General features: G+C 60.2%; 13 protein-coding genes. 10 read left to right on the top strand and 3 right to left on the bottom strand.

Features of this window, described 5'->3' with window-relative positions; genetic code table 11:
* Positions 1-682: 682 nt before the first annotated feature.
* The 6 genes from ABN273_RS52150 to ABN273_RS60020 all read left to right on the top strand — a co-directional run bounded on the left by ABN273_RS52150 (position 683) and on the right by ABN273_RS60020 (position 12,259).
* On the top strand, positions 683-2,599 hold the full coding sequence (locus tag ABN273_RS52150; protein ID WP_349457172.1) for an MGMT family protein: 1,917 nt from the start codon (positions 683-685) through the stop codon (positions 2,597-2,599).
* Between the two features lie 107 nt (positions 2,600-2,706).
* Positions 2,707-2,985, top strand: a complete 279-nt coding sequence (locus tag ABN273_RS52145; RefSeq protein ID WP_349457171.1) for a CopG family transcriptional regulator — start codon at positions 2,707-2,709, stop codon at positions 2,983-2,985.
* A complete protein-coding gene (locus ABN273_RS52140; protein ID WP_349457170.1) occupies positions 2,982-3,407 on the top strand; it encodes a hypothetical protein in 426 nt (141 codons plus the stop codon). The genes ABN273_RS52145 and ABN273_RS52140 overlap by 4 nt, the downstream gene beginning before the upstream one ends.
* A 638-nt stretch (positions 3,408-4,045) precedes the next feature.
* Complete coding sequence (locus ABN273_RS52135) at positions 4,046-7,408, top strand: helicase-related protein (protein WP_349457175.1); 3,363 nt, start codon at positions 4,046-4,048, stop codon at positions 7,406-7,408.
* A 2-nt stretch (positions 7,409-7,410) separates the two neighbouring features.
* Positions 7,411-10,611: an Eco57I restriction-modification methylase domain-containing protein gene (locus ABN273_RS52130; protein WP_349457169.1), complete on the top strand. Its 3,201-nt coding sequence runs from the start codon at positions 7,411-7,413 to the stop codon at positions 10,609-10,611.
* A gap of 235 nt (positions 10,612-10,846) precedes the next feature.
* The gene (locus ABN273_RS60020) at positions 10,847-12,259 is read left to right on the top strand and encodes a hypothetical protein (protein WP_502911294.1); all 1,413 of its coding nucleotides are present in this window, start codon (positions 10,847-10,849) and stop codon (positions 12,257-12,259) included.
* 881 nt (positions 12,260-13,140) lie between these two features.
* Here ABN273_RS60020 and ABN273_RS52120 read toward each other — a convergent pair.
* Together ABN273_RS52120 and ABN273_RS52115 are read right to left on the bottom strand one after the other, a co-directional pair.
* A complete protein-coding gene (locus tag ABN273_RS52120) occupies positions 13,141-13,614 on the bottom strand; it encodes an NUDIX domain-containing protein (protein ID WP_349457167.1) in 474 nt (157 codons plus the stop codon).
* A gap of 10 nt (positions 13,615-13,624) precedes the next feature.
* Positions 13,625-13,924, bottom strand: a complete 300-nt coding sequence (locus ABN273_RS52115) for a winged helix-turn-helix domain-containing protein (RefSeq protein ID WP_349457166.1) — start codon at positions 13,922-13,924, stop codon at positions 13,625-13,627.
* A gap of 778 nt (positions 13,925-14,702) precedes the next feature.
* Between ABN273_RS52115 and ABN273_RS52110 the strand changes: the two genes are divergently transcribed.
* Positions 14,703-15,917 carry a helix-turn-helix domain-containing protein gene (locus ABN273_RS52110; RefSeq protein WP_349457165.1) on the top strand — a complete coding sequence of 405 codons (1,215 nt, stop codon included), beginning with the start codon at positions 14,703-14,705 and terminating at the stop codon, positions 15,915-15,917.
* 187 nt (positions 15,918-16,104) lie between these two features.
* On the opposite strand, the gene ABN273_RS52105 is transcribed toward ABN273_RS52110, so the two are convergent.
* Positions 16,105-16,488 (bottom strand): GntR family transcriptional regulator, encoded by a 384-nt coding sequence (locus ABN273_RS52105; RefSeq protein ID WP_349457164.1) that lies wholly within the window; start codon positions 16,486-16,488, stop codon positions 16,105-16,107.
* Positions 16,489-16,632: 144 nt separating this feature from the next.
* Between ABN273_RS52105 and ABN273_RS52100 the strand changes: the two genes are divergently transcribed.
* Genes ABN273_RS52100 through ABN273_RS52090 form a run of 3 tightly spaced genes read left to right on the top strand, consistent with a single transcriptional unit; the run spans position 16,633 to position 19,028 of the window.
* Positions 16,633-16,965 carry an SCO3933 family regulatory protein gene (locus tag ABN273_RS52100; RefSeq protein ID WP_349457163.1) on the top strand — a complete coding sequence of 111 codons (333 nt, stop codon included), beginning with the start codon at positions 16,633-16,635 and terminating at the stop codon, positions 16,963-16,965.
* The gene (locus tag ABN273_RS52095; protein ID WP_349457162.1) at positions 16,958-18,328 is read left to right on the top strand and encodes an FtsK/SpoIIIE domain-containing protein; all 1,371 of its coding nucleotides are present in this window, start codon (positions 16,958-16,960) and stop codon (positions 18,326-18,328) included. The genes ABN273_RS52100 and ABN273_RS52095 overlap by 8 nt, the downstream gene beginning before the upstream one ends.
* A 4-nt stretch (positions 18,329-18,332) precedes the next feature.
* Positions 18,333-19,028: a DUF2637 domain-containing protein gene (locus tag ABN273_RS52090; protein WP_349457161.1), complete on the top strand. Its 696-nt coding sequence runs from the start codon at positions 18,333-18,335 to the stop codon at positions 19,026-19,028.
* Position 19,029: the final 1 nt, after the last annotated feature.

Genomic DNA, 19,029 nt, shown 5'->3' with positions numbered 1-19,029 from the left:
ACTTGGAAAGTGCCTTCTGATCTGGTGTGGACAGGACTCTCGACAAGCCCCATCCTTCCAGCTCAAAGGCACTTTTCTTATGTGAACGATCAAGCCTCGCGAAATTCACCGTGAAAGGCCGAGGCTAGCTACCCCGTGGCAAGGCTGGACGGAGGGAGGCCGCGGTGATCGCCCCCGACAGTGTCCACGCCGCCGTCTTACAGGCCTGCCAGCCGGCAGCCATAGCTCGACAGCACCTGATCCCATCGACCGCCCCGCCGACAAGCAAGCCAACGGCTCCCAAGAGCACAAGCATCACGGCATTAGCGTCCAAGTCCTGGCCGATCGCGTGGACGGTTGGTATGGATGCACATCAGGTAAACGACGTTGTTGGCCGCATGACCACCAGGCCGAGCACTCGAGTGACGGGGGCAATGTCACAGAGCACACGCTGTAGGAGAGTGGGGTCTCTCCGCCCGTTCAGGCGCCTTGAGCTGGTCAAACAGCCGATGTAGCGCTTGGATCGAGCAAGATCATCCCGCCATATCCCCGGAGAGCAATCACCCCTGACGGCCTCAAGGCGATTCACCTTGCCAGTTCGAGGCGATCGCGGACGCACTCAGCCAAGACGAGGCGTGGGGACGACGGCAGCCTTTAAAATGTTGATCTTACCCCCCTACAACTGAAGACCAAGGAATCCCCTATGTCCTTCACCGAGCACATCGCGCCCATCTTCCGTGCGGCCCTGGAGATCCTTCGGGATGCGGGCCGTCCGATGCAGCCCGCCGAAGTGCGAGAAGCGGTGGCCAAGCGGGTCTCGATCGACCCTGGGCAGGAGGCAGTCAACGCGCACGGCCAGATGCGATGGCATGCCCAGTTGGGGTTCCGTACCGGCGAGGCTGCATCGCTGGGCTGGATGACCAAGCGCAACGGGTGGGCGATCACTCCGGCCGGGGCTCAGGCGCTGGAGGACTTTCCGGAAACGGAGCTCTATCGGGAACTCGGGCGTCAGTACCGTGCCCGCCGCCAGTCCGCCCAGACGCGGACGTATGCCGATCCGCGCTGGAAAGTGGTGCTGGAAGCGCTCGCTCGGCTGGCCCCCGGTTCCTGGACGACCTATGGGGACATCGCCGAAGTGGTCGGCATGTCTGCTCAATCGGTGGGCGGGTTCATGGCCGAGGCGGGCGAGACGGCGGGTGCGCACCGTGTTCTCCAGTCCGGCGGCAAGATCTCGCCAGGGTTCCGTTGGCTCGACCCGGAGCGGACCGATGACCCGCGCGAGGTGCTGGAACAGGAGGGCGTGACATTCGACCAGTTCGGTCGGGCGGCTTCCAGTCAACGGGTGACCGCGGACAAGCTCCGGGCGGTGCTATCCGACGCCGGCGTGCTACTGGCGCCTGAGCCCGAGCGGGAGCTCGAATGGGGAATTTCGGCACCGTTCGAGCAGTTCCAGCAAAACCTTAGCTACGCGCGGCAACTCCTCGATGGTGGCCGGAACCTGGAACGGCTCGGCGTTGGCGCATTCGATGTCACCGACCTCTACCGCGCCGCCTGGACTCAGTCCGTCGCAGCGCTCGACCACTGGATCACGCGGGAGATCATCGAGCGGGGTGTCACGCTCGCGCTGCAGCCGGGCGCGCCTCGACCGGCCAAGTTCGACAAGCTGACCTTGCCGGTCGCGCTGTTTGAGAAGATCCACCATCACGACGCTCCGCTCGCTGAGGTCTTTCGTGCGCACCTTGAGCAGGAGTTCGAGTTCAAGACATTCCAGAACCCAGAGAAGATCCAGGAAGGGTTCGCGCACGTCAGCTCCGTCAAGCTCTGGGTGAAGGCGGCCGAGATCCTCACTGAGCAGGATCCGACGTCACCGGTGACCTCTGACGGCGTGCGGGCCAGAATGCGGGAGATCGCTCGACGTCGCAACAACATTGCCCACACGGCCGACCACGACCCCGATAACCCTGGCCAGAAGCTCGCTATCACGGCGCAAGCGGCCGAGGAGACCATCGACTGGCTTGAATCGATAGCGATCGCGATCCAGCTCGCGCTCGGCGACCCGCTGCCAACAGCGGATTACGATGCCGCCCCTGCGGAGGCGGGCGGTCTGGGGGCTGTGCCGATGTCTGCCGGCGAGGGCCGAGCGGCGACTTCTCGTGCCCGACGCAAGTGGGATGAGGAGAGCCTTCTCCAAGCCATCGAACACTACTGTCCCGATGACGTGGCGCGGACACTTCTGGAGGTGTATCGGCACGCCGAGCGTCACCCGGCATTCCGGGGCTACTACTACGGCGAGGGCGCATACCCCTCCGCCACGGCACGGTTCAGCGTCGGTACGGACGAAGCCGCTGTCTGGAGCATCTACCCCGGGGCAAGCGAGTCTGTGCTCTCGATCAACTTCGAGTGGATGCGTAACCGTGGAGTTGCCCATGAGGTCCTATCAGAGCTGGCAGAGACCTTGTCAGGGCTGCCTGGCTGGGCCGGTGTGCCCAGGCAACTGGTCGCGGCGAACTATGCCAAGCGTCCGTCCCTCACGCCGATCGCGTTGGCCCGGCCCGACGCGGCTGACATCATCACCAGCTCCGTTGGCGCGCTGCTGGCCGCAGGCGGTGAAGAGGCATGACCTTGCAGGTTTCCAGACGACCTCGTCCTCGATCACAGCGGGCGGACATCGCGAAAGCACATCGATGTGCTGGTAAGTAGGCCGACACCTGAAGTATGGTCTCAAGTATGGCGACGAAGAAGGTAACGGTGACGATCCCCGAGGAACTCCTTGACGAGATCCGGGCGGATGCGGCCGAGCGAGGCCTGTCGGCGTACGTCGCCGAGGCGTTGCGCTTCAAGCGCGACCGAGACCGGTTGCTGGAACTAGTGAACTGGCTGGAGGAAGAATACGGCCCGGTCACCGAAGACGAGCGCGCGGCAGCACGCGAGGAGCTGGAAGATCTCGACGCCGAGCACCAGCGCCGCCGCGCCGGCGGAAAGTGCGACGCAGGCGAGGCTGCGTGAGCAAGCGAAGCGGTGACCGTGGGCAGCCGCCGCTACGGATCTTCGTGCTCGACTGCCAAGCCTTGTCCCTGGCCGTGCGCGGCGACAGAAAGATGATCGCCTGGCTCGACTTCGCAGTACGGAGTCAGGCGGAGGTGGTGACGTCTCCGATGACGGTGGTTGAGGCCTACGACGGCAGAATCACCGAGCAACGCTGGGACTGGGTGCTCTCCCGGCTCAACGTTCCCCATATCGGGAAGGACGAGGCCCGCCAGGCCCGCCGGCTCCTGGCCGACGCCAAGCTGCACGGGCACAAGTACGCGATCGACGCGGTCCTCGCCGTCATCGCACGACAGCAGAAGGGACAGGTCACCGTCTTCACCTCGGACGTAGACGACCTGCAAAAGCTCGTCCCGAACAGGATCGTCGTCAAAAAGGTATGACCCTCTACGCTCGTCACCGGGTGTGCGCTCGTCTTTAGGAGAGCGATCACTGAGGGGAGGCTGCACGTAGCCTGACCTGAAACGACACGACGTTAGATGATTACCGCCATCAAGATCATCCCGCAAATGCCCCGCAGCGTGGATCGGTCAACTGTCGCTCCCATCTCCGGTGACCTTGTGCTCGCTCCGTGGCGGCCACCGACGCTTACGGCGGCCCTGTCCAACAACGTTGGGCGTCGATGGTCGCTACGGCTCGCAGGAGTCTGGGGCGGTGGAGTCCCAAGGGGGCGGCAGGCCACTCCTGGGGCTGTGTGAGCAACGGGCGCGGGTCGGCTGTCGACACGTCCAACAGCCACTCAGCCAAGCAGCATTCAGAAGCCCCTGCGCGCAACGGAGAGTGAGATCTCAAGTGCGGACAGGCGATGACAAGGATACTGCCGGAGATTATGTGGCCTTATAGTGGCAGATCGGCCACTTGCGGTCATATCGTGCAAGTTCTTACCAATTCGACCCGATTAAGTAAAATCGAGTCTGCAACGCCTACTTACACCCACCCGCGAAGGCGCTATGCTGCCGCATGGCCGTATACCATGACATGTACCAGTCTGAGTCAGTACATCAACGACTTTTGGGTGGATATGCCGGAAATACTTGACAACATCGACGCGGAGATGCTGACAAAGCTTCGCAACGACCTGCCTCTGGCTACCGCCTTAGACATCTCAGTTGGCTATTTCAGCCTTACTGGTTGGGGTCGTATTGCAGACCTTGTCGAGAATCTTCAGCCCCAAGGGCGACGGCCCGCAGTGCGCTTGCTTATCGGCATGCTTGGGCGCAATCAAAATTCCGGGGCCACGCGTGGGGATGGCATCGATGTGGACCCGGAGGCCAGTGGTGGTACGGCATATCGCGAACGCAAAGACCGAGCCCTTCGGGAGTTTAAGAGGCAACTTGCTCGGGGAATCCCCAGTCAGCGCGATCATCATGCACTGCGAGCGCTCAAGCGTCACATCAAGGATGGGCATCTCGAAGTAAAGCTATTCCTTAGGCACTCGCTACATGCCAAACTCTATCTATGTCATTTGCGACAGCCGGCAACGGTGGAGCGTTCCGCTTATGTCGGGAGCAGCAACCTATCTGATTCAGGGCTGAGGGCGCAGGGCGAACTCAACGTCACCTTCGCGGACAACATGCCAACGAAACGACTAGAAGACTGGTTCGAGGATCGTTGGGACGATGTTCTTGCTGTAAGAGTCGACGAATCACTGCTGGATGTGATTGAGGACTCCTGGGCACGCGAAAGGCCCTATTCGCCGCATCATGTTTACCTGAAAATGGCTTACCATCTTGCGTCGGAGGCCATAGCAGGATCGCGGGAAATCACTCTTCCTGAGGCTGTGCGCGACGTACTATTGGATTTCCAAGCTGACGCCATAAAAATCGCCGATCGTCACCTCAGGCTTCGAGGCGGAGTCCTAATCGGAGACGTCGTAGGATTGGGTAAGACCTTGGTCGGCATCAGTTTGGCCCTGAGTCGCCAAGAACGAGAGGGGGATCGCGTACTCGTTATATGTCCTAAAAACCTCGTCGGCATGTGGGAGACCGCGACGAGGAGTTATGGCCTCCGGGCGAAGGTGCTTTCACTGTCGCGCGTCTTATCGGAACTCGACAATCTGTCTCCGATTGACTTGGTCGTCATCGACGAGAGTCACAATCTTCGAAATCGGGACGGCAAGATTTATGCGAAGGTTCAGGCCTATATTAAGGACAGTGGCGCACGCGCAATTCTGCTCTCAGCGACACCTTACAACAAATCTGTTGCCGATCTGGCTGGCCAGCTTGGCCTTTTCCTTGATGACGACACTGATCTAGGAATTCGTCCGGAAGCCTTTCGAAGGCGGCTAGGCAATGAAGCGATCTTCCTCGCTCGATGCGGTGGTCAACCTACGACACTTAAAGCTTTCCGCCTGTCGGATGAACCTGAAGACTGGCAAGAACTTATGCGCTTGTTCTTGGTTCGCAGAACAAGGTCCTTCATCCGTCAGACATACGCAGCTACGGCAGAAAACGGGCGGCAATTCCTCGAATTTAAGGATGGCCACCGGTTCTTTTTTCCTGAGAGAGTCCCTAGAACTATACATCACCGACTCAGGGGCGAAGACGATCCGGCTGCAGTACTTATGAGCGAGGAAACCGTAGATGCAATAAACCAGCTGAAGCTTCCTCGATACGGGCTGCAAAAGTATGTAGATCCAGATGTGCCAGTGAGCGAGTCGGAACGGGCTGACATTGAAGCACTTTCCCGCGCAGGCGACCAACTTAGAGGCCTTACGCGGTCAGGCCTGTTTAAGCGGCTCGAGAGTAGTGGACATGCCTTTGTGTTGTCGGCTAATCGACACATCGCAAAAAACCTGGCAGTGCTCTACGCTCTACAGAGCGGACTTCCCGTGCCCGTCGCCGGCGCTGGGTCAACAAACATAAGTGATCAGGACATCGAAGACTCTGGGCAGGAAACACTTGATATCAGTGTCCAGAATGATGTGCTAGCTACTGAAGGTGAGAGTGCATATGCGGCTGTGATTGCAGCTGGTGGCCGCCGCTTGCGACTCATCCCCTCAACCGTATTTGTCCCAGAGCTAGCAGAAGATCTCGCAGCTGATGTTGCTATCCTTCGCGAAATCTTGGCGCAAATAGGCCCATGGAACACAGCTAGAGACTCTAAGGTCGCAATTCTTCATGATTTGATCACGCAGCGTCATCCACACGATCGAGTTTTAATCTTCACCGAATTTGCCGATACGGCTGAGTACATAGGCAGGTATCTTGAGGAGCGTGGGATCGAGAAGGCCGCTGTTGTCACGGGGGAAATGCCTGATCCGTCCTCCACTATCCGTCGATTCAGCCCGACTACCGTCCCAGGAATGGTTCCTGTACCACCGGGTCAACAACTACGCATCCTTGTCGCAACAGACGTGATTAGTGAGGGACAAAACCTTCAAGACGCGTCAATAGTTGTGAACTACGACCTTCCGTGGGCCATCATCCGGCTGGTACAGAGAGCTGGACGTGTTGACAGGATCGGCCAGCAAGATAGCGAGATTCTAGTTTACTCCTTCGTGCCGCACGAGGGGATAGAGCAGGTCCTTCGGTTGCATGCCCGTATTTACCGTCGCCTCCGCGAAAATAACGAAGTCATCGGAGGTGACGAAAGGTTCTTCGACCTCCAGGGTGAGAGTGACGGTATATCGGCTCGACGTTCAATCATAGAGCTGCTGGCAGAAGACGCCCGAGCGCTTGATGACGTGGATGATAGCAACGATGTAGACCTAGGATCGTACGCGTATATGGTATGGGAGCGAGCTAAGGAGGCAGACCCATCTCTCGAGTCGCTCATTCCCGCATTACCATCTGTGATCGGAGCGACTAAATCAACGACCCTCGACCCCGGGGCAGACGAGGGTGCCTTAGCATACATAAGAACACGCTCAGGACTAGACGTCCTAGTGAAGGTAGACCTGGACGGTACCCCAACTAGCTTCAATCAGATGGAAATCTTGCGTGCAGCTTATGCACCTCCTGAGGCGCCGTCCATTGCCTTGGATAGACGGCATCACGAACTAGTTGCCGCAGCCACGCAAGCCGCTGAAGATCAAACACGTAGCATCACGACCGCCGGCGTGCTGAGCGGCGTAGCGAAGAGGGTCCACCAACGTCTGCTTCAGCACCTCGAAGGCCGTGCTGGCACTCTTTTCAGTGATGAGCAGACTGAAGAGATAATTAACGTAATGTATACGCGGCCGCTCACCGAGGAGGCCATACGCGTTATCCGGAACCGTCTTCGGGAAAATATTTCCACTGCTGAGCTCGTTGAGCTGGTGAGCGGCCTTCACGAAGATGGGAGGCTCGTGCGTTCGGAAACCCAACAACGTGCCCAAAGCGAGACTCAAATCATTTGCTCGATGGGCCTGTTTTCCGACCCAGTGCCGGAGGAGACGCCATAACTATGAAGACCCTAGATCAGCGCATTCTAGCACGGCTGGACAAGGGAGATTTTCAAGGTCTCTTCCTCGAAGAATTATTATGGGATCCTCCTCATGGTATCGGTGATATTCCGGAAGAGATCGATGGCACGGTCTACGTTCTGCGGGCGGTGAGCGTCAAGCATAACTTCATCGTTTTCGCTTGTGATAACGTCGCTGACGCTGACACGCGCAACCGATTGGCCCGGGTGGCTGCGAGGCGGGCTCTCGAACACCTATTGGTGTTCACAAGTCCTGACGGGCAGCAAGAGTGGCGGGTCGCAGATCCCCAGCCGGGAAACCCTCATAGGTACCTTAAGCAAACCTATCAAGTGGGAAGCGGACATCCGGATCTCGCCCAGCGGCTAGCTGCCTTCCACTTTCCGCTAGATGAGCAACCTCGCATGACTATGCTTACTGTTCGGGCGCGAGTACAGTCCTCGCTCAGAGCGGAACAGGTTTCCCGCAAGTTTTTCGAAAGCTTCAAGGTTCAACACAAAGCACTCGCAGACGTGCTTGAGAATCTACCGGGCGATGGAGATAGAAGTTGGTATGCGTCTATTCTCCTCGACCGGATGATGTTCTTGTATTTCATCCAGAAAAAGGGCTTCCTCGACAGGAACGTGGACTATCTACGGGATCGCTTGGAGAAGGTTCGTGAACAACACGGCCCTGATCAGTTCTACGGCTTCTACCGCAACTTTTTGCTACCGCTTTTTCATGTGGGTCTCGGAGACGAAGACCGCGCCTCTATGAGCAGTTCCACTCGTCGTCTTATAGGTGACGTGCCATATCTTAACGGTGGGATATTTTCTGAACACAGTCTTGAAGGTCAGCATCACATCGACGTTCCGGACGCCGCGTTCGAAAAAATATTTGACTTCTTTGATTCGTGGCGTTGGCATCTGGACGAGAGGCCAGGCGCATCCGGCAACGAGATCAATCCCGAAATTCTGGGCTATATCTTCGAGCGCTACATCAACCAAAAACAAATGGGTGCATACTATACGCGAGAGGATGTCACGTCATTCATCACGCAGAATAGTATAGGCGCAGCTCTGCTCGACTGGTGGAAGGCCCAAGGCCAGAGTGTCTCGCCGTCACCATGGAGCATTGTCGCCTCAGATCCACAGCGCTACATGGCCCCCGAGCTCTTGCACGGGCTGGGGCTCGAACTTCCGCCCCAGGTGGCTGAGGGCATTGACGACCCAAGCAGTCGCGAGAGTTGGGACAGTGTCGCTGATTCGCGCTGGGGCTTGGAGGAAGAAACCTGGCGCGAGGTTGTCCGCCGTAGATCCGTTGTGTCTGGCCGGCTCGAAGCTCTCGCACGCGGGGAAGTCACCGACGGTTATACCGCGGTGCGGATGCAAGTAAATACGGTTCAACTTTTGAGCGATAGTGTATTCAGCCTAGAAGATCCAGCACTAGCCCTAGACTTTTACAAGAAGCTCACACGTCTTAAGGTGCTAGATCCCACATGTGGGTCCGGGGCGTTCTTGTTTGCTGCTTTGACACCGCTCAAGAGGCTCTACGATGAATGCCTCGACCTTTTCTCGCGGCTCACAGCAAATTCCGAAGAAAGCGCATCCTGCCGCAACATGCGAGCCGAGCTTGACTATGTAGCTAGTAGCCCTAATCGTGACTACTTCATCTACAAGCAGATTATCCTGAACAACTTGCACGGCGTCGACATCATGGTCGAAGCTGTCGAAGTGTGCAAGCTACGGCTTTTTCTCAAGTTGGTTGCGCAATTGCACGATCCACGGCGCATAGAGCCGCTGCCTGACATCGACTTCAACATTCGAGCCGGAAATACTTTGGTTGGTTACACCAACTTAAGTGACTTGCGTGCCCAAGTCGGCTCTCGCCTAGACTTCGGCGACATCGATAGCATCGAGTCTGCATTGCATGACTTAGACAATCTTACCGGCGAGTTTCGGGCGCAGCAGGCCGCTGGCACGCATCACAGCCATCGGTCCGACAAACAGAGGATTCAGGCCGAATTAGAGGCGATTCGTGACGTCCTCGATAGAAGTCTGGTGATCGACTATGGCCGTAGCCCGAAAAATATCGATCTGTGGCGATCTGCGCATAACCCCTTCCACTGGTGCGTTGAGTTTCACGAAGTGATGGCAAGTGGAGGCTTCGACGTCATCGTCGGAAATCCACCATACAAGCGGTTGGCTGAGGTCAAGGATTACCAGGTTCGGGGCTACGAAACAATTGTCTGCAAGGATCTATACCCCCTGGTTATGGAGCGCGCAGAAGCACTGTGTGCCAAGCTGGCACGTATTGGCTGGATCGTACCTATCTCGTCGATCTCGACTGGCGAATTTGTTCCCCTCCAACGACTGTTGAGTAAGCATCGTGTACTCACAAGTTGTTACGATGATCGTCCTGACAAGCTATTCAAAGACTTGGAGCATATCAGGCTAGCGATTCATCTGATTGAGGTCGGGGCCGAGAGGAGGGGATTCGCCACAACCCGCTATCAGCGCTGGCGGGCATCCGAGCGCGAGTCCCTATTCCCGAGAACCCTCTACACCGATGCTCCGGTTAGCGGTCGGGTCCTGGGGTGCATCCCCAAGCTTGGGGACTCCATAGAGCACGATATTCTAGGCAAGCTTTGGAGGCGGCCTCAAACAGTAACCTCACTCACTGTAAAAGGCGCCTCCCATCGCGTTTTTTATACACGAAAGATGAGCAATTTCGTCTTTTTTCTGAAACAACCGCCGATTGTGCTAGAAAATGACGGCAATCGTAGAGATCCGAGTGAGTTAAAGTTTCTGGCGTATGGAAACGCCGCGCATGCAACTGTGGCTCAAGCTGTCCTTAATTCGAATCTATTCTTTTGGTTCCTGAGGGTTCATTCGGACTGCAGAAACCTAAACAGGCGGGAGATTGAGGCTTTCCCTTGCAATCTTGATGAGATCCTATCGAGCGAGTGGGGTGACGCGTTTCTAGAGCTTTCGGAAGAATTGGACGCAGACCTTATTCGCCACTCAGAAATGCGCAAGATGGGGAAGTTGACCATCCAATGCTTTCTCCCTGTCCGAAGTAAGTCCATCATAGACCATGTGGACAGATTGCTAGCTAGTCACTATGGCCTTTCGGATGAAGAGTTGGACTGGGTTGTGAATTTCGATCTAAAGTATCGCATAGGCTCTGGCGACGGAGACGTTTAGCTGGTACACGGTTACTTGGTTCTCCTCTCGGTGTAGCTCATGGCTGTGCTAGATGTTGTCGGAGATAATGCTGTAGAGAGTTGTAGCGATACCGTAGCCGCAACAATCCTGGCGTGGCCGACATCTCCTAGTCGGCATTTTGGGTCGTTCGGTTGAGGTGAGATCCCGGCTGATGCAGGCTTCGCGGGCTATGATTGCGATTGACGAGACTTCGGCTTGAGGAGAGGTGGCGAGGATGTTTGTGACGGTGCAGATCCCGATCATTGATGTCCGGCCACTGCTGGCTCAGCAAACGTGTCGTGACGTACTGCCGTCTTGGCCTCGTCCGGATCGTGTCTTCGCAGGAAGCTCCCCTAAGCACCACAGATCGAACTATGTGCGTGGCTTAGGGGCAGTGCGACCTCGTCTGAAGGGTGGCGTCGCGCCTTGGCTTAGTGAATCGTTCTATGTAGACGTGCAAGGCCTGGTTCGAGTTGGTCGTCAAGTGAATCGGGGGGATCGCTCTGAGTCGGTTTCCGCTCAACCGGTTTACCGGAATTTCTACACGGATGGCGTGACGGGGCGGCTTGAAGTATGCTTCCGATTTCTGGGATGGAATTATCGAAATAATTCGAAGCGAAATGAAGATCGAGTTAAGATGCTTGCGATTCAAGCGCCCGTACGGCTTCGAGCCCTTGGGGATAAAGCGGGTCCGCTTATAGAGGTGGGTGAACGGTTTGCGAAGCATCTCCTTTCGAGCACAACTATATCCCCTGGTGCTTCCGTGCAAGAGTGGTGGGTTCAACCAGGTACGCCGGCTGTGATTACTGAGATTCCTCCCCCGTGGAGCCTAAACTTTCAACTTCGTCAGCGCTGGCTGGTGTACTCTGGTATGCGTATTTCCTCGTGGGATCTGGCGCAAGGAGACGAATCGGACGACGCTGCTCGACGTCTACGAGTTCATGTTTCACGCCTGCATGCTGACTTGGTTGCGATCGAAACAGTGCTTGGGCTCTGCGAGAACCGGCGTCTCGATGTCGCTTTTCGTCCCGTCGAAAGCCACATCTTGCGTCTCTTGGATTTGCTCCTGCGTCCGAGTAGGCATGGTTTCGCGAGCATAAGTCTGCTGGCACGCGTACTGGGGCATGCGCGAGATGTCTACGATGATATTATTGGTACGACAACGTCCATCGCCGGGTCAATCGATAACCCTAAGATTGTGGAGCGCGTGGACCGTTTGTCGGAGATGATAAAAGATGCATCCCAGCCGAGTAGCCGTGGTATTTTGGTGCGAATCGAGGAGCTCATCATGGCGAGGAACGAGAACACTATCTCCGGCGGTAACTTCCACGGTCCAGTAAATCAGGGTGAGGGAGGTGCACATATGCAGGTAGGGGGCGTAGCCCCCGCTCAACTGCGTGAACTCATCGAGCAGATGACCGCTGCAGCGGGCGAACTCGCGAAAGATCTCCCCGACGAACAGGCCGTGGCAGTTGAAGACGCCGCGGCGGGAGTAAGTAGGGAGCTCGAACAAGAGGCGTCAGAGCGTAACGAAAGAGGCGTACGCGCGAGACTGAAGACGTTGTTCGAGATTGCATCGGAAGCTGGCACGGCAGGCGCCTCTCTCGCAGGTGCCGTGTCTGCGATCCAGGCAATCCTAGGGATGTAACAAAGGAAAGGCCCGGAACGCTCGCGATCCGGGCGGGCCATGACGGCTGAAAGAGCGCTTATACATGGACTTGAGCCGAACTCCTTGGCGGCGCTTGCCCCAAGGCGACCCTCTTGAGTCTAGCTCCTCAGCTTGGTCACTGCGAGCGGATCGGGGACGTTAGGTGGCGTACGCGGACACCGGGAACTCCTGGTGAGCGGACATGCCGACCCTGGTACACGGCCACATGGCTCCACGCGGCGGCCACGAAGATCGTGGGCAGGCGATCTCACCACGCAGAGTTCTGCCCGGGATGATCCTTTTGTAGTTCTCCCAGACCGGCCCACCGTCTAGCGCCCACCTTGAGGCTCACCAGACGGTGCTTCGATGCCGTGGGGCCGACGAAGGAGGCCCTGCGGCGCCGATCGCCCCCAACCACGCCCCTGCGCCAGCCACAGCATGGCGATCGTGAGGCAGATCCTTCCTCAACCTGATCCCGGAAGGATACTTCGAGTTGGCCACCCATCGGGGGTCCTGGTGACCATCCACCGGGAGAAAATTACGCCCGTCTACCTGGAAAGAGCCGTGTCCGTCCACAGGTGGGGGCTCATAAGCCGTTCAATCGTAGGCATCGCAGCCGGGCTTACATGGGCGACACCGCCTGGCTAGACTGACGGACGTATCTCGGCAAGATACGCGCGTCGGGCGGTGCTGGGCGCGACCGGCCGAAGAGCCGCAGCGCGGCCAGCGACCGCCCGACGCTTGGCAGGCCGCCGCAGGCGGACTGCCCTTGAAAAGACGTGGAGAAAAGTCTCATCCGGTTGGACCATTGCGCCTCTGAACTGCGGCTTTGCTGTGGCTGCCATCCCGGTTGATGCTTCACGCTGTTGGCTGTACCCAGGTCAGCCGATGTGCGGGCCGTCGCCTTGGAGGTAGTGGCTGATCCTCAGCCGCATGGAGCGGTGCATGCTGTACTTGTCGAGCTCGTGCCGCGGTACCGAGCGCACTTCCCGGGATTCCGCACTCGGAGTCGGCTGACCGCTGACGGGTCGGGCCGTGAGGACAAGGGAGAACTCCTGCCGGACCTCGTCGTTGCTGGTGTAATGGATGACGTGGCGGGGGTCGCTGTAGGTGCCAACCAGCCCCGTTATCTCGCAAATGATCCCGGTCTCTTCAAGGGTCTCGCGGATGGCTGCCTGCGGGATGGACTCGCCGAGGTCGATGGCTCCGCCGGGTAGAGCCCAGTTGCCGTTGTCGGAGCGGCGGATCAGTAGTACCTCGTCGGCGTCGTTGGTCACCACGACGTTCACGGACGGGGCGAGACTGTTGGCCGCGGGCGCGTTCGGGTTGTTGTGGTAGTCGATCCGTTGGCTCACGGGCCGGAGCCTACTCCGCCGAGGGCTCGTTGGTCTCTTTGCTTCTGCGTACCTCGCCGTCGGCATTCACGAAGCTGCCCAGGTTCGGGACGGTGTAGACCTTGCCGGCAGCTCTGAGGCGTTCCATGGCCTTACGTATGGTGGGGCGGGCGACTCCGAACTCTTCCATGAGCTTGACCTCGGAAATCTTGAACTTGGGTCCCCACTCACCGGAGTCGATCCGCACAACGAGGACTTCGAGGATCTGCTCCCAGCGGGAACGGTCCTCGTCGAACTCCCAGGTGCGTGTGTGCTCGACATATCTGGCCACTGTATGAGAGTAGGAGGGCGTTTCACGGCCCTTCACACCAGATCATGAAGCTCCATGGAGCTGCATGGTCTAGACAGGCATTTACAGGCTTGCTAGCTTGGAGGTATGGCGTTGGTGAGCGTTGGTCCAGAGCCCCTCCGGGTGGGGCTCCGCTTGTGCGGTTCAACTGGGCGCCTCACGAGAGCGCACATTGTGACCAGAGCTGGCCGCTGGCTCACCAACGCCTATCCAAGCCCCCTCGCCCTTGTCGGCGTCGCCGAACAGGCATGGGTGCTCGTGCGCGACGGAGGACGGTGAGCCTGTGGCTGAGTTCGACGGCTTTCACAGCATGCACCCTGCGTCGCCACGCCCTGATGCGGCTCCGGTCAGATGGTCACCTAGCCACCGACGCGTGGATCGCGTTCGAGTCCGGGCCTACACCTGCGAATGCTCGCCCATCGTGTTCGAACAGTGTGTTGCCGCTGGGCTGGGATTCGTACGGCGGTATGACCGATCCGTCTCCCCGGTGACCGTCGTCGAAAGCCCGTGGGTGAAGGTCCCTGACGCTGAAGTGCTCTGGTGGCAGATCATGAACGGCCAAGCGAGGTGAGGACACGCCGAACTGACAGCCCGCACACGTAGCGTCACGTTATGCAATTGCTGCGTGACGACGTGTTTCCGCAGGTCGAAGGCCGACCTGCGGTTTCGCGTGCCTGCCGACTGGCAGTTTTTCTGCCAGTGACGCAGGTCGCCCGCCTTATCGTCGAAGCAAGCGACGACGAGAAGGAGGGGCGGCGACGTGGCAACAGAGTACGTGACGCAAGGTCAGCGGATCGCGCGGGCTCGTCACCGCAAGGGCTGGGACCAAGCAACCCTCGCCGAGAAGATCGGCCGTTCTGTCTCCTGGCTGTCGAAGGTGGAGAACGGTCGGATGCCGCTCGATCGGATGAGCGTCGTCGGGCAGCTCGCCGAGGTCCTCGGGGTTGAGGTCGCCGAGCTGACCGGCCAGCCGTACCGGCACGAGACAGTGGAGCTCGACTCTGGGCATGCCGCTGTTCCCGGGCTCCGGCTCGCACTTCAGCAGGCATCCTTGCCCAGTGGGGTAGTGCGGCTGGCCCCCGGGGAACCACGGACGCTTCAGGAACTGGAGGCGAATGTTCGTCTTGCAGAGCAGCTTCGACAGGACGCCAAGTTCACCGCGCTGGGCGAGGTGTTGCCCAGCATCATCACCGATCTGATCGCGATCACCAGCGACTCGTCGGCCGATCGGGATCGAGCCGAAGCGCTGATGCTGCGGGCCTGCCATATGGCGCGGGTGTCCTCCAACCTGCTCGGACATCACGACCTGGGCTGGACCGCCGTACAGCGGGAACTCGTCGCAGGGCAACGGGTCGGCTCGCCCGACCTGATCGCGGCGGCGAGCTGGGATCTGTGTGGGGTGTGGCTGCACGAAGCACAGCTCGACCCGGCCAAGGACGCGGCCCTGTCGGCGCTCGATCAGATCGAACCGCATGTGGGGGCGGACGACGCGATCAAGGCGATGTGGGGTGCGCTGCACCTGCGGGCCGCCGTGGCCTACTCCCGGCTGTGGGACCAGAGAGAGGCTGAGAGCCATCTTGAAGAGGCTCGCCGCGTCGCCGAGGTCCTGCCGCGGGATGGCAACGTCTTCCAGACGCAGTTCAACCGGGTGAACACCACCATCCACGCCGTCGAGGTCAGCATGGAGCTGGGCCGGCCGCGCGAGGTCATCACCCGGGCCGAGTATGTCGAGATCGCTCAGATCGCCTCGTCGGAACGCCAGGCTCACTACTGGACCTGCACCGCGGCGGGCTATCACATGAACAGAAGGGACAACGAAGCGGCAGACGCTCTGCTCCGTGCGGACCGGATCGCTCCACAGCACGTCCGGAACCGTCCGTTGGTCCGCAACATCGTGCGCGACCTGCGAGACAGCGGCAAGCTGCATCGTCAGCGCGAGATCCTCAACCTCGCAAAGGTGATGCGGCTGCTCTAAGCACGACAACGGAGGGCTATCCGCGCAATGGCTCCCCATCCGTCAGGTAACCCGGGGGCGCTTCGGCGTCCTGCCTACACAATGGGGTGGTACGTGGGTCTCAGTGAGATCGAACGACAGGTCCTGCTACGCGAGCTGGCGGAGATCACGGTCGACTTGGCCGAACTCCAACGACGCGCGATAAGGATCACTTCTCGGCTTGATCAGGACGAGTCCGAGCGTCTAGCTCGTCCAGCCTGACCGTCAGCTTCTGCATATGCTGACGGATCTCGCGTAGCTGCTCGGAGATGATGCGGAACTCTTCGCTGTGCTCGCCGGGGGTCGGGGCGGCGGTTTCGTCGTCGGGTGTACGGCTGACGAAGCTGCCCGACCCCTGGCGGGTCTCGATGAGTCCCTCGTCGCGGAGGACGGCTAGAGCGTTGCCGATGGTCATCATGGCAACGCCGTACTGTTCCGCCAGCTCGCGGGCCACGGGGAGACGCTCCCCGACCGCATATCGGCCCGATGAGATGTCGCGCCGGATGTCCTCGGCAATCCTCAGGTACGGCCGGCGCCGGTCAGTGGATGCCATGACTCCACAGTAGCGGCTCTAGATGCCTAGGTCTCTGGGCAACCTGTAAGCAATTTCGAAGCAACTTAGCTATCTGGGTTTACAGCGCTAGATACCTAGGTATCTTTATATCTAGGAACATAACCTCGAAGGAGACCAGCTCTCATGCGCACCATCCCCATCCCTGTCGACACCACCAAGCTCGTGATCACCTGCGTCAAGGCGCCCAAGCCGCGCCTGCTCAACAAGGACACCGGCGAGATCAAGACCGACAAGAACGGCAACACCGTCTACGAGGTCACCGTGTCGGTGGAAGACGAGTTCGGCCGGATCGAGCTCGTCAAGATCGGCACCTCGGGAGAGCCCCCGATCAGTGCCGGTCAGCAGGTCAACCCCACGGGCCTGGTCGGTTACGTGTGGGAGATCGCTGGCCGGTGGGGCATCTCCTACCGCGCCGCGGCGCTCCTACCGGTTGACGCGGAGCCGCTCCGTGTCTGACACAACCCTGCTGCTGCTCGGAGTCCTGGCCGCTTCGGCGGCCGGGCTCTGGGCCTGGCACCGCTGGCACTACCCGTCGTTCTGGCTCGTGGTCGCCTTCCCGCTGACCGCGATCAGCGTACGGGCCACCTGGCGCAAGGTCGCCCTCGGCTGCAACCTCACCAAGAAACGGCACCGCTTCTGGTTCACCACCGTCCCCGGCCTGGTCGCCTCGACCGGCGTCGTCCGCGTCAAGCGCAAGTGGCAGCGCATCGCCGTGGACACCAAGCCGTTCATGTGGCTGCCCAAGCCCACCCGCTACGGCTGGCGGGTCACCCTGCACACACTTGAGGGCCAGATCCCCGCCGACTACGCCAACGTCGCCGAACGGCTCGCCCACTCCTGGGGCGTCCACGCCGTCAGGGTCTCGTCCCCTCGTCCCGGACGAGTCGTCCTGTCCGCCACCGTCCGCGATCCACTCGTCCGGGTCGAGACCCTGCCCACCTCACCCGAACTGCTCAAGGTCAACGTGGGCCGCCTGGAAACCGGCGGCCCGTGGATCATCGACTTCAAGACCGTCCCGCACTGGCTCAACGCCGGAGCAACCCAGTCCGGCAAATCCAACCTCGCCAACGCCCTGGTCCAAGGGCTCGCCCCGCAACCGGTCGCCCTGGTCGGCTTCGACCTCAAGGGCGGCGTGGAGTTCACCCCGTACAGCCCCCGGCTGTCGGCGCTGGGCACCACGCGCTCCGAATGCGTCGCCCTGCTCGATGACCTCGTTGCCCTGATGACCAGCCGCATGGCCCTGTGCCGTGAGGCCGGTGCCCGCAACATCTGGCAACTGCCGGACGACCAGCGGCCCGTGCCCGTCGTCGTCCTGGTCGACGAACTGGCCGAGCTGTATCTGATGGCCGACAAGAGCGAGAAAGACGAGATCGCCAAGACCTCGACAGCGCTCCTGCGGGTCGCCCAGCTCGGCCGGGCCTTCGGCATCTACCTGTTCTGCTGCGGCCAGCGCATCGGCTCCGACCTCGGACCCGGCGTAACCGCCCTCCGGGCTCAGTGCTCCGGCCGGATCTGCCACCGAGTGAACGATCCGGAGACCGCCACCATGACCCTTGGCGACCTCGACCCCGCCGCGCTCGCCTCGGCCCGCGCCATCCCCTCCGAGACACCAGGCGTCGCGATCGTCGCGTCGCAGGACGGCCAGTGGTACCGCGCCCGCTCCTTCTACGTCAGCGAACAAGCCGCCGAACACGCCGCTACCGCCTACGCCGCCCAAACCCCGGCCTGGCCGGATGTCATCTCCGGCCACGTCGCGCAGATGAGCGACGCCGACCTCGCCGAGTTCCTCGACTCCATCCCGGACCCGCGAAAGGCCTGAACCGATGCGACGCCTCGCCCACTGGCTGCTCGACACCGGCCCCGTCCTCGTCCTGTCGCTCATCGCCGGAGCTGGGTCCTTCACCCACATCCGCGAAACCGCCAGCGAACACGGACAGTCCGGCTGGATGGCCTGGGCCGTGGCCGTCTGCATCGACCTCACCTGCGTCATGGCCGCCCGCGAACGCCAACGCGACAAGAAGACCGGCCGCCAGCGGCACGGCCTGATCTCCTGGCCCGTCCTCGTCCTGACCGGCGGCATCGTCCTGTCCCTGGCCGCCAACCTGCAACAAGCCGACCCAACCGTGTGGGGCTGGATCACCGCGGCGACCCCGGCAGCCGCCTTCCTCGTCGCGGTCTCGATGCTCGAACGCCGGACGTCCGGCCCTCGTCCCATCCCGTCCCCGGACGTCTCCGAGACGTCCTCAGCAGACGTCTCACCGTCCCGTCCCCGTCCTGACGAACCCGCAGTCGTCCCTGCCCCCGATCGTCCTGCTCTCGTCCCAGCCCGGGACGGCCAGGACGAACAACCAGGACCGTCCCCGGCACTGGTCGACTACGCCCGCCGCGTAGCCGACGAACACCACGCCAGACACGGCAAGCCCATCAGCCGCGACATTCTCCGCGCCCGCCTGGGCGTGTCCAACCAACTCGCCTCCGACCTGCTCCGCACCCTGCGGACCACCTCGGAAGCCACCTGAA

The sequence above is a fragment of the Nonomuraea sp. B19D2 genome (assembly GCF_040137845.1).
Taxonomy (GTDB): domain Bacteria; phylum Actinomycetota; class Actinomycetes; order Streptosporangiales; family Streptosporangiaceae; genus Nonomuraea.
This window is presented reverse-complemented; position numbering and strand designations above follow the sequence as displayed.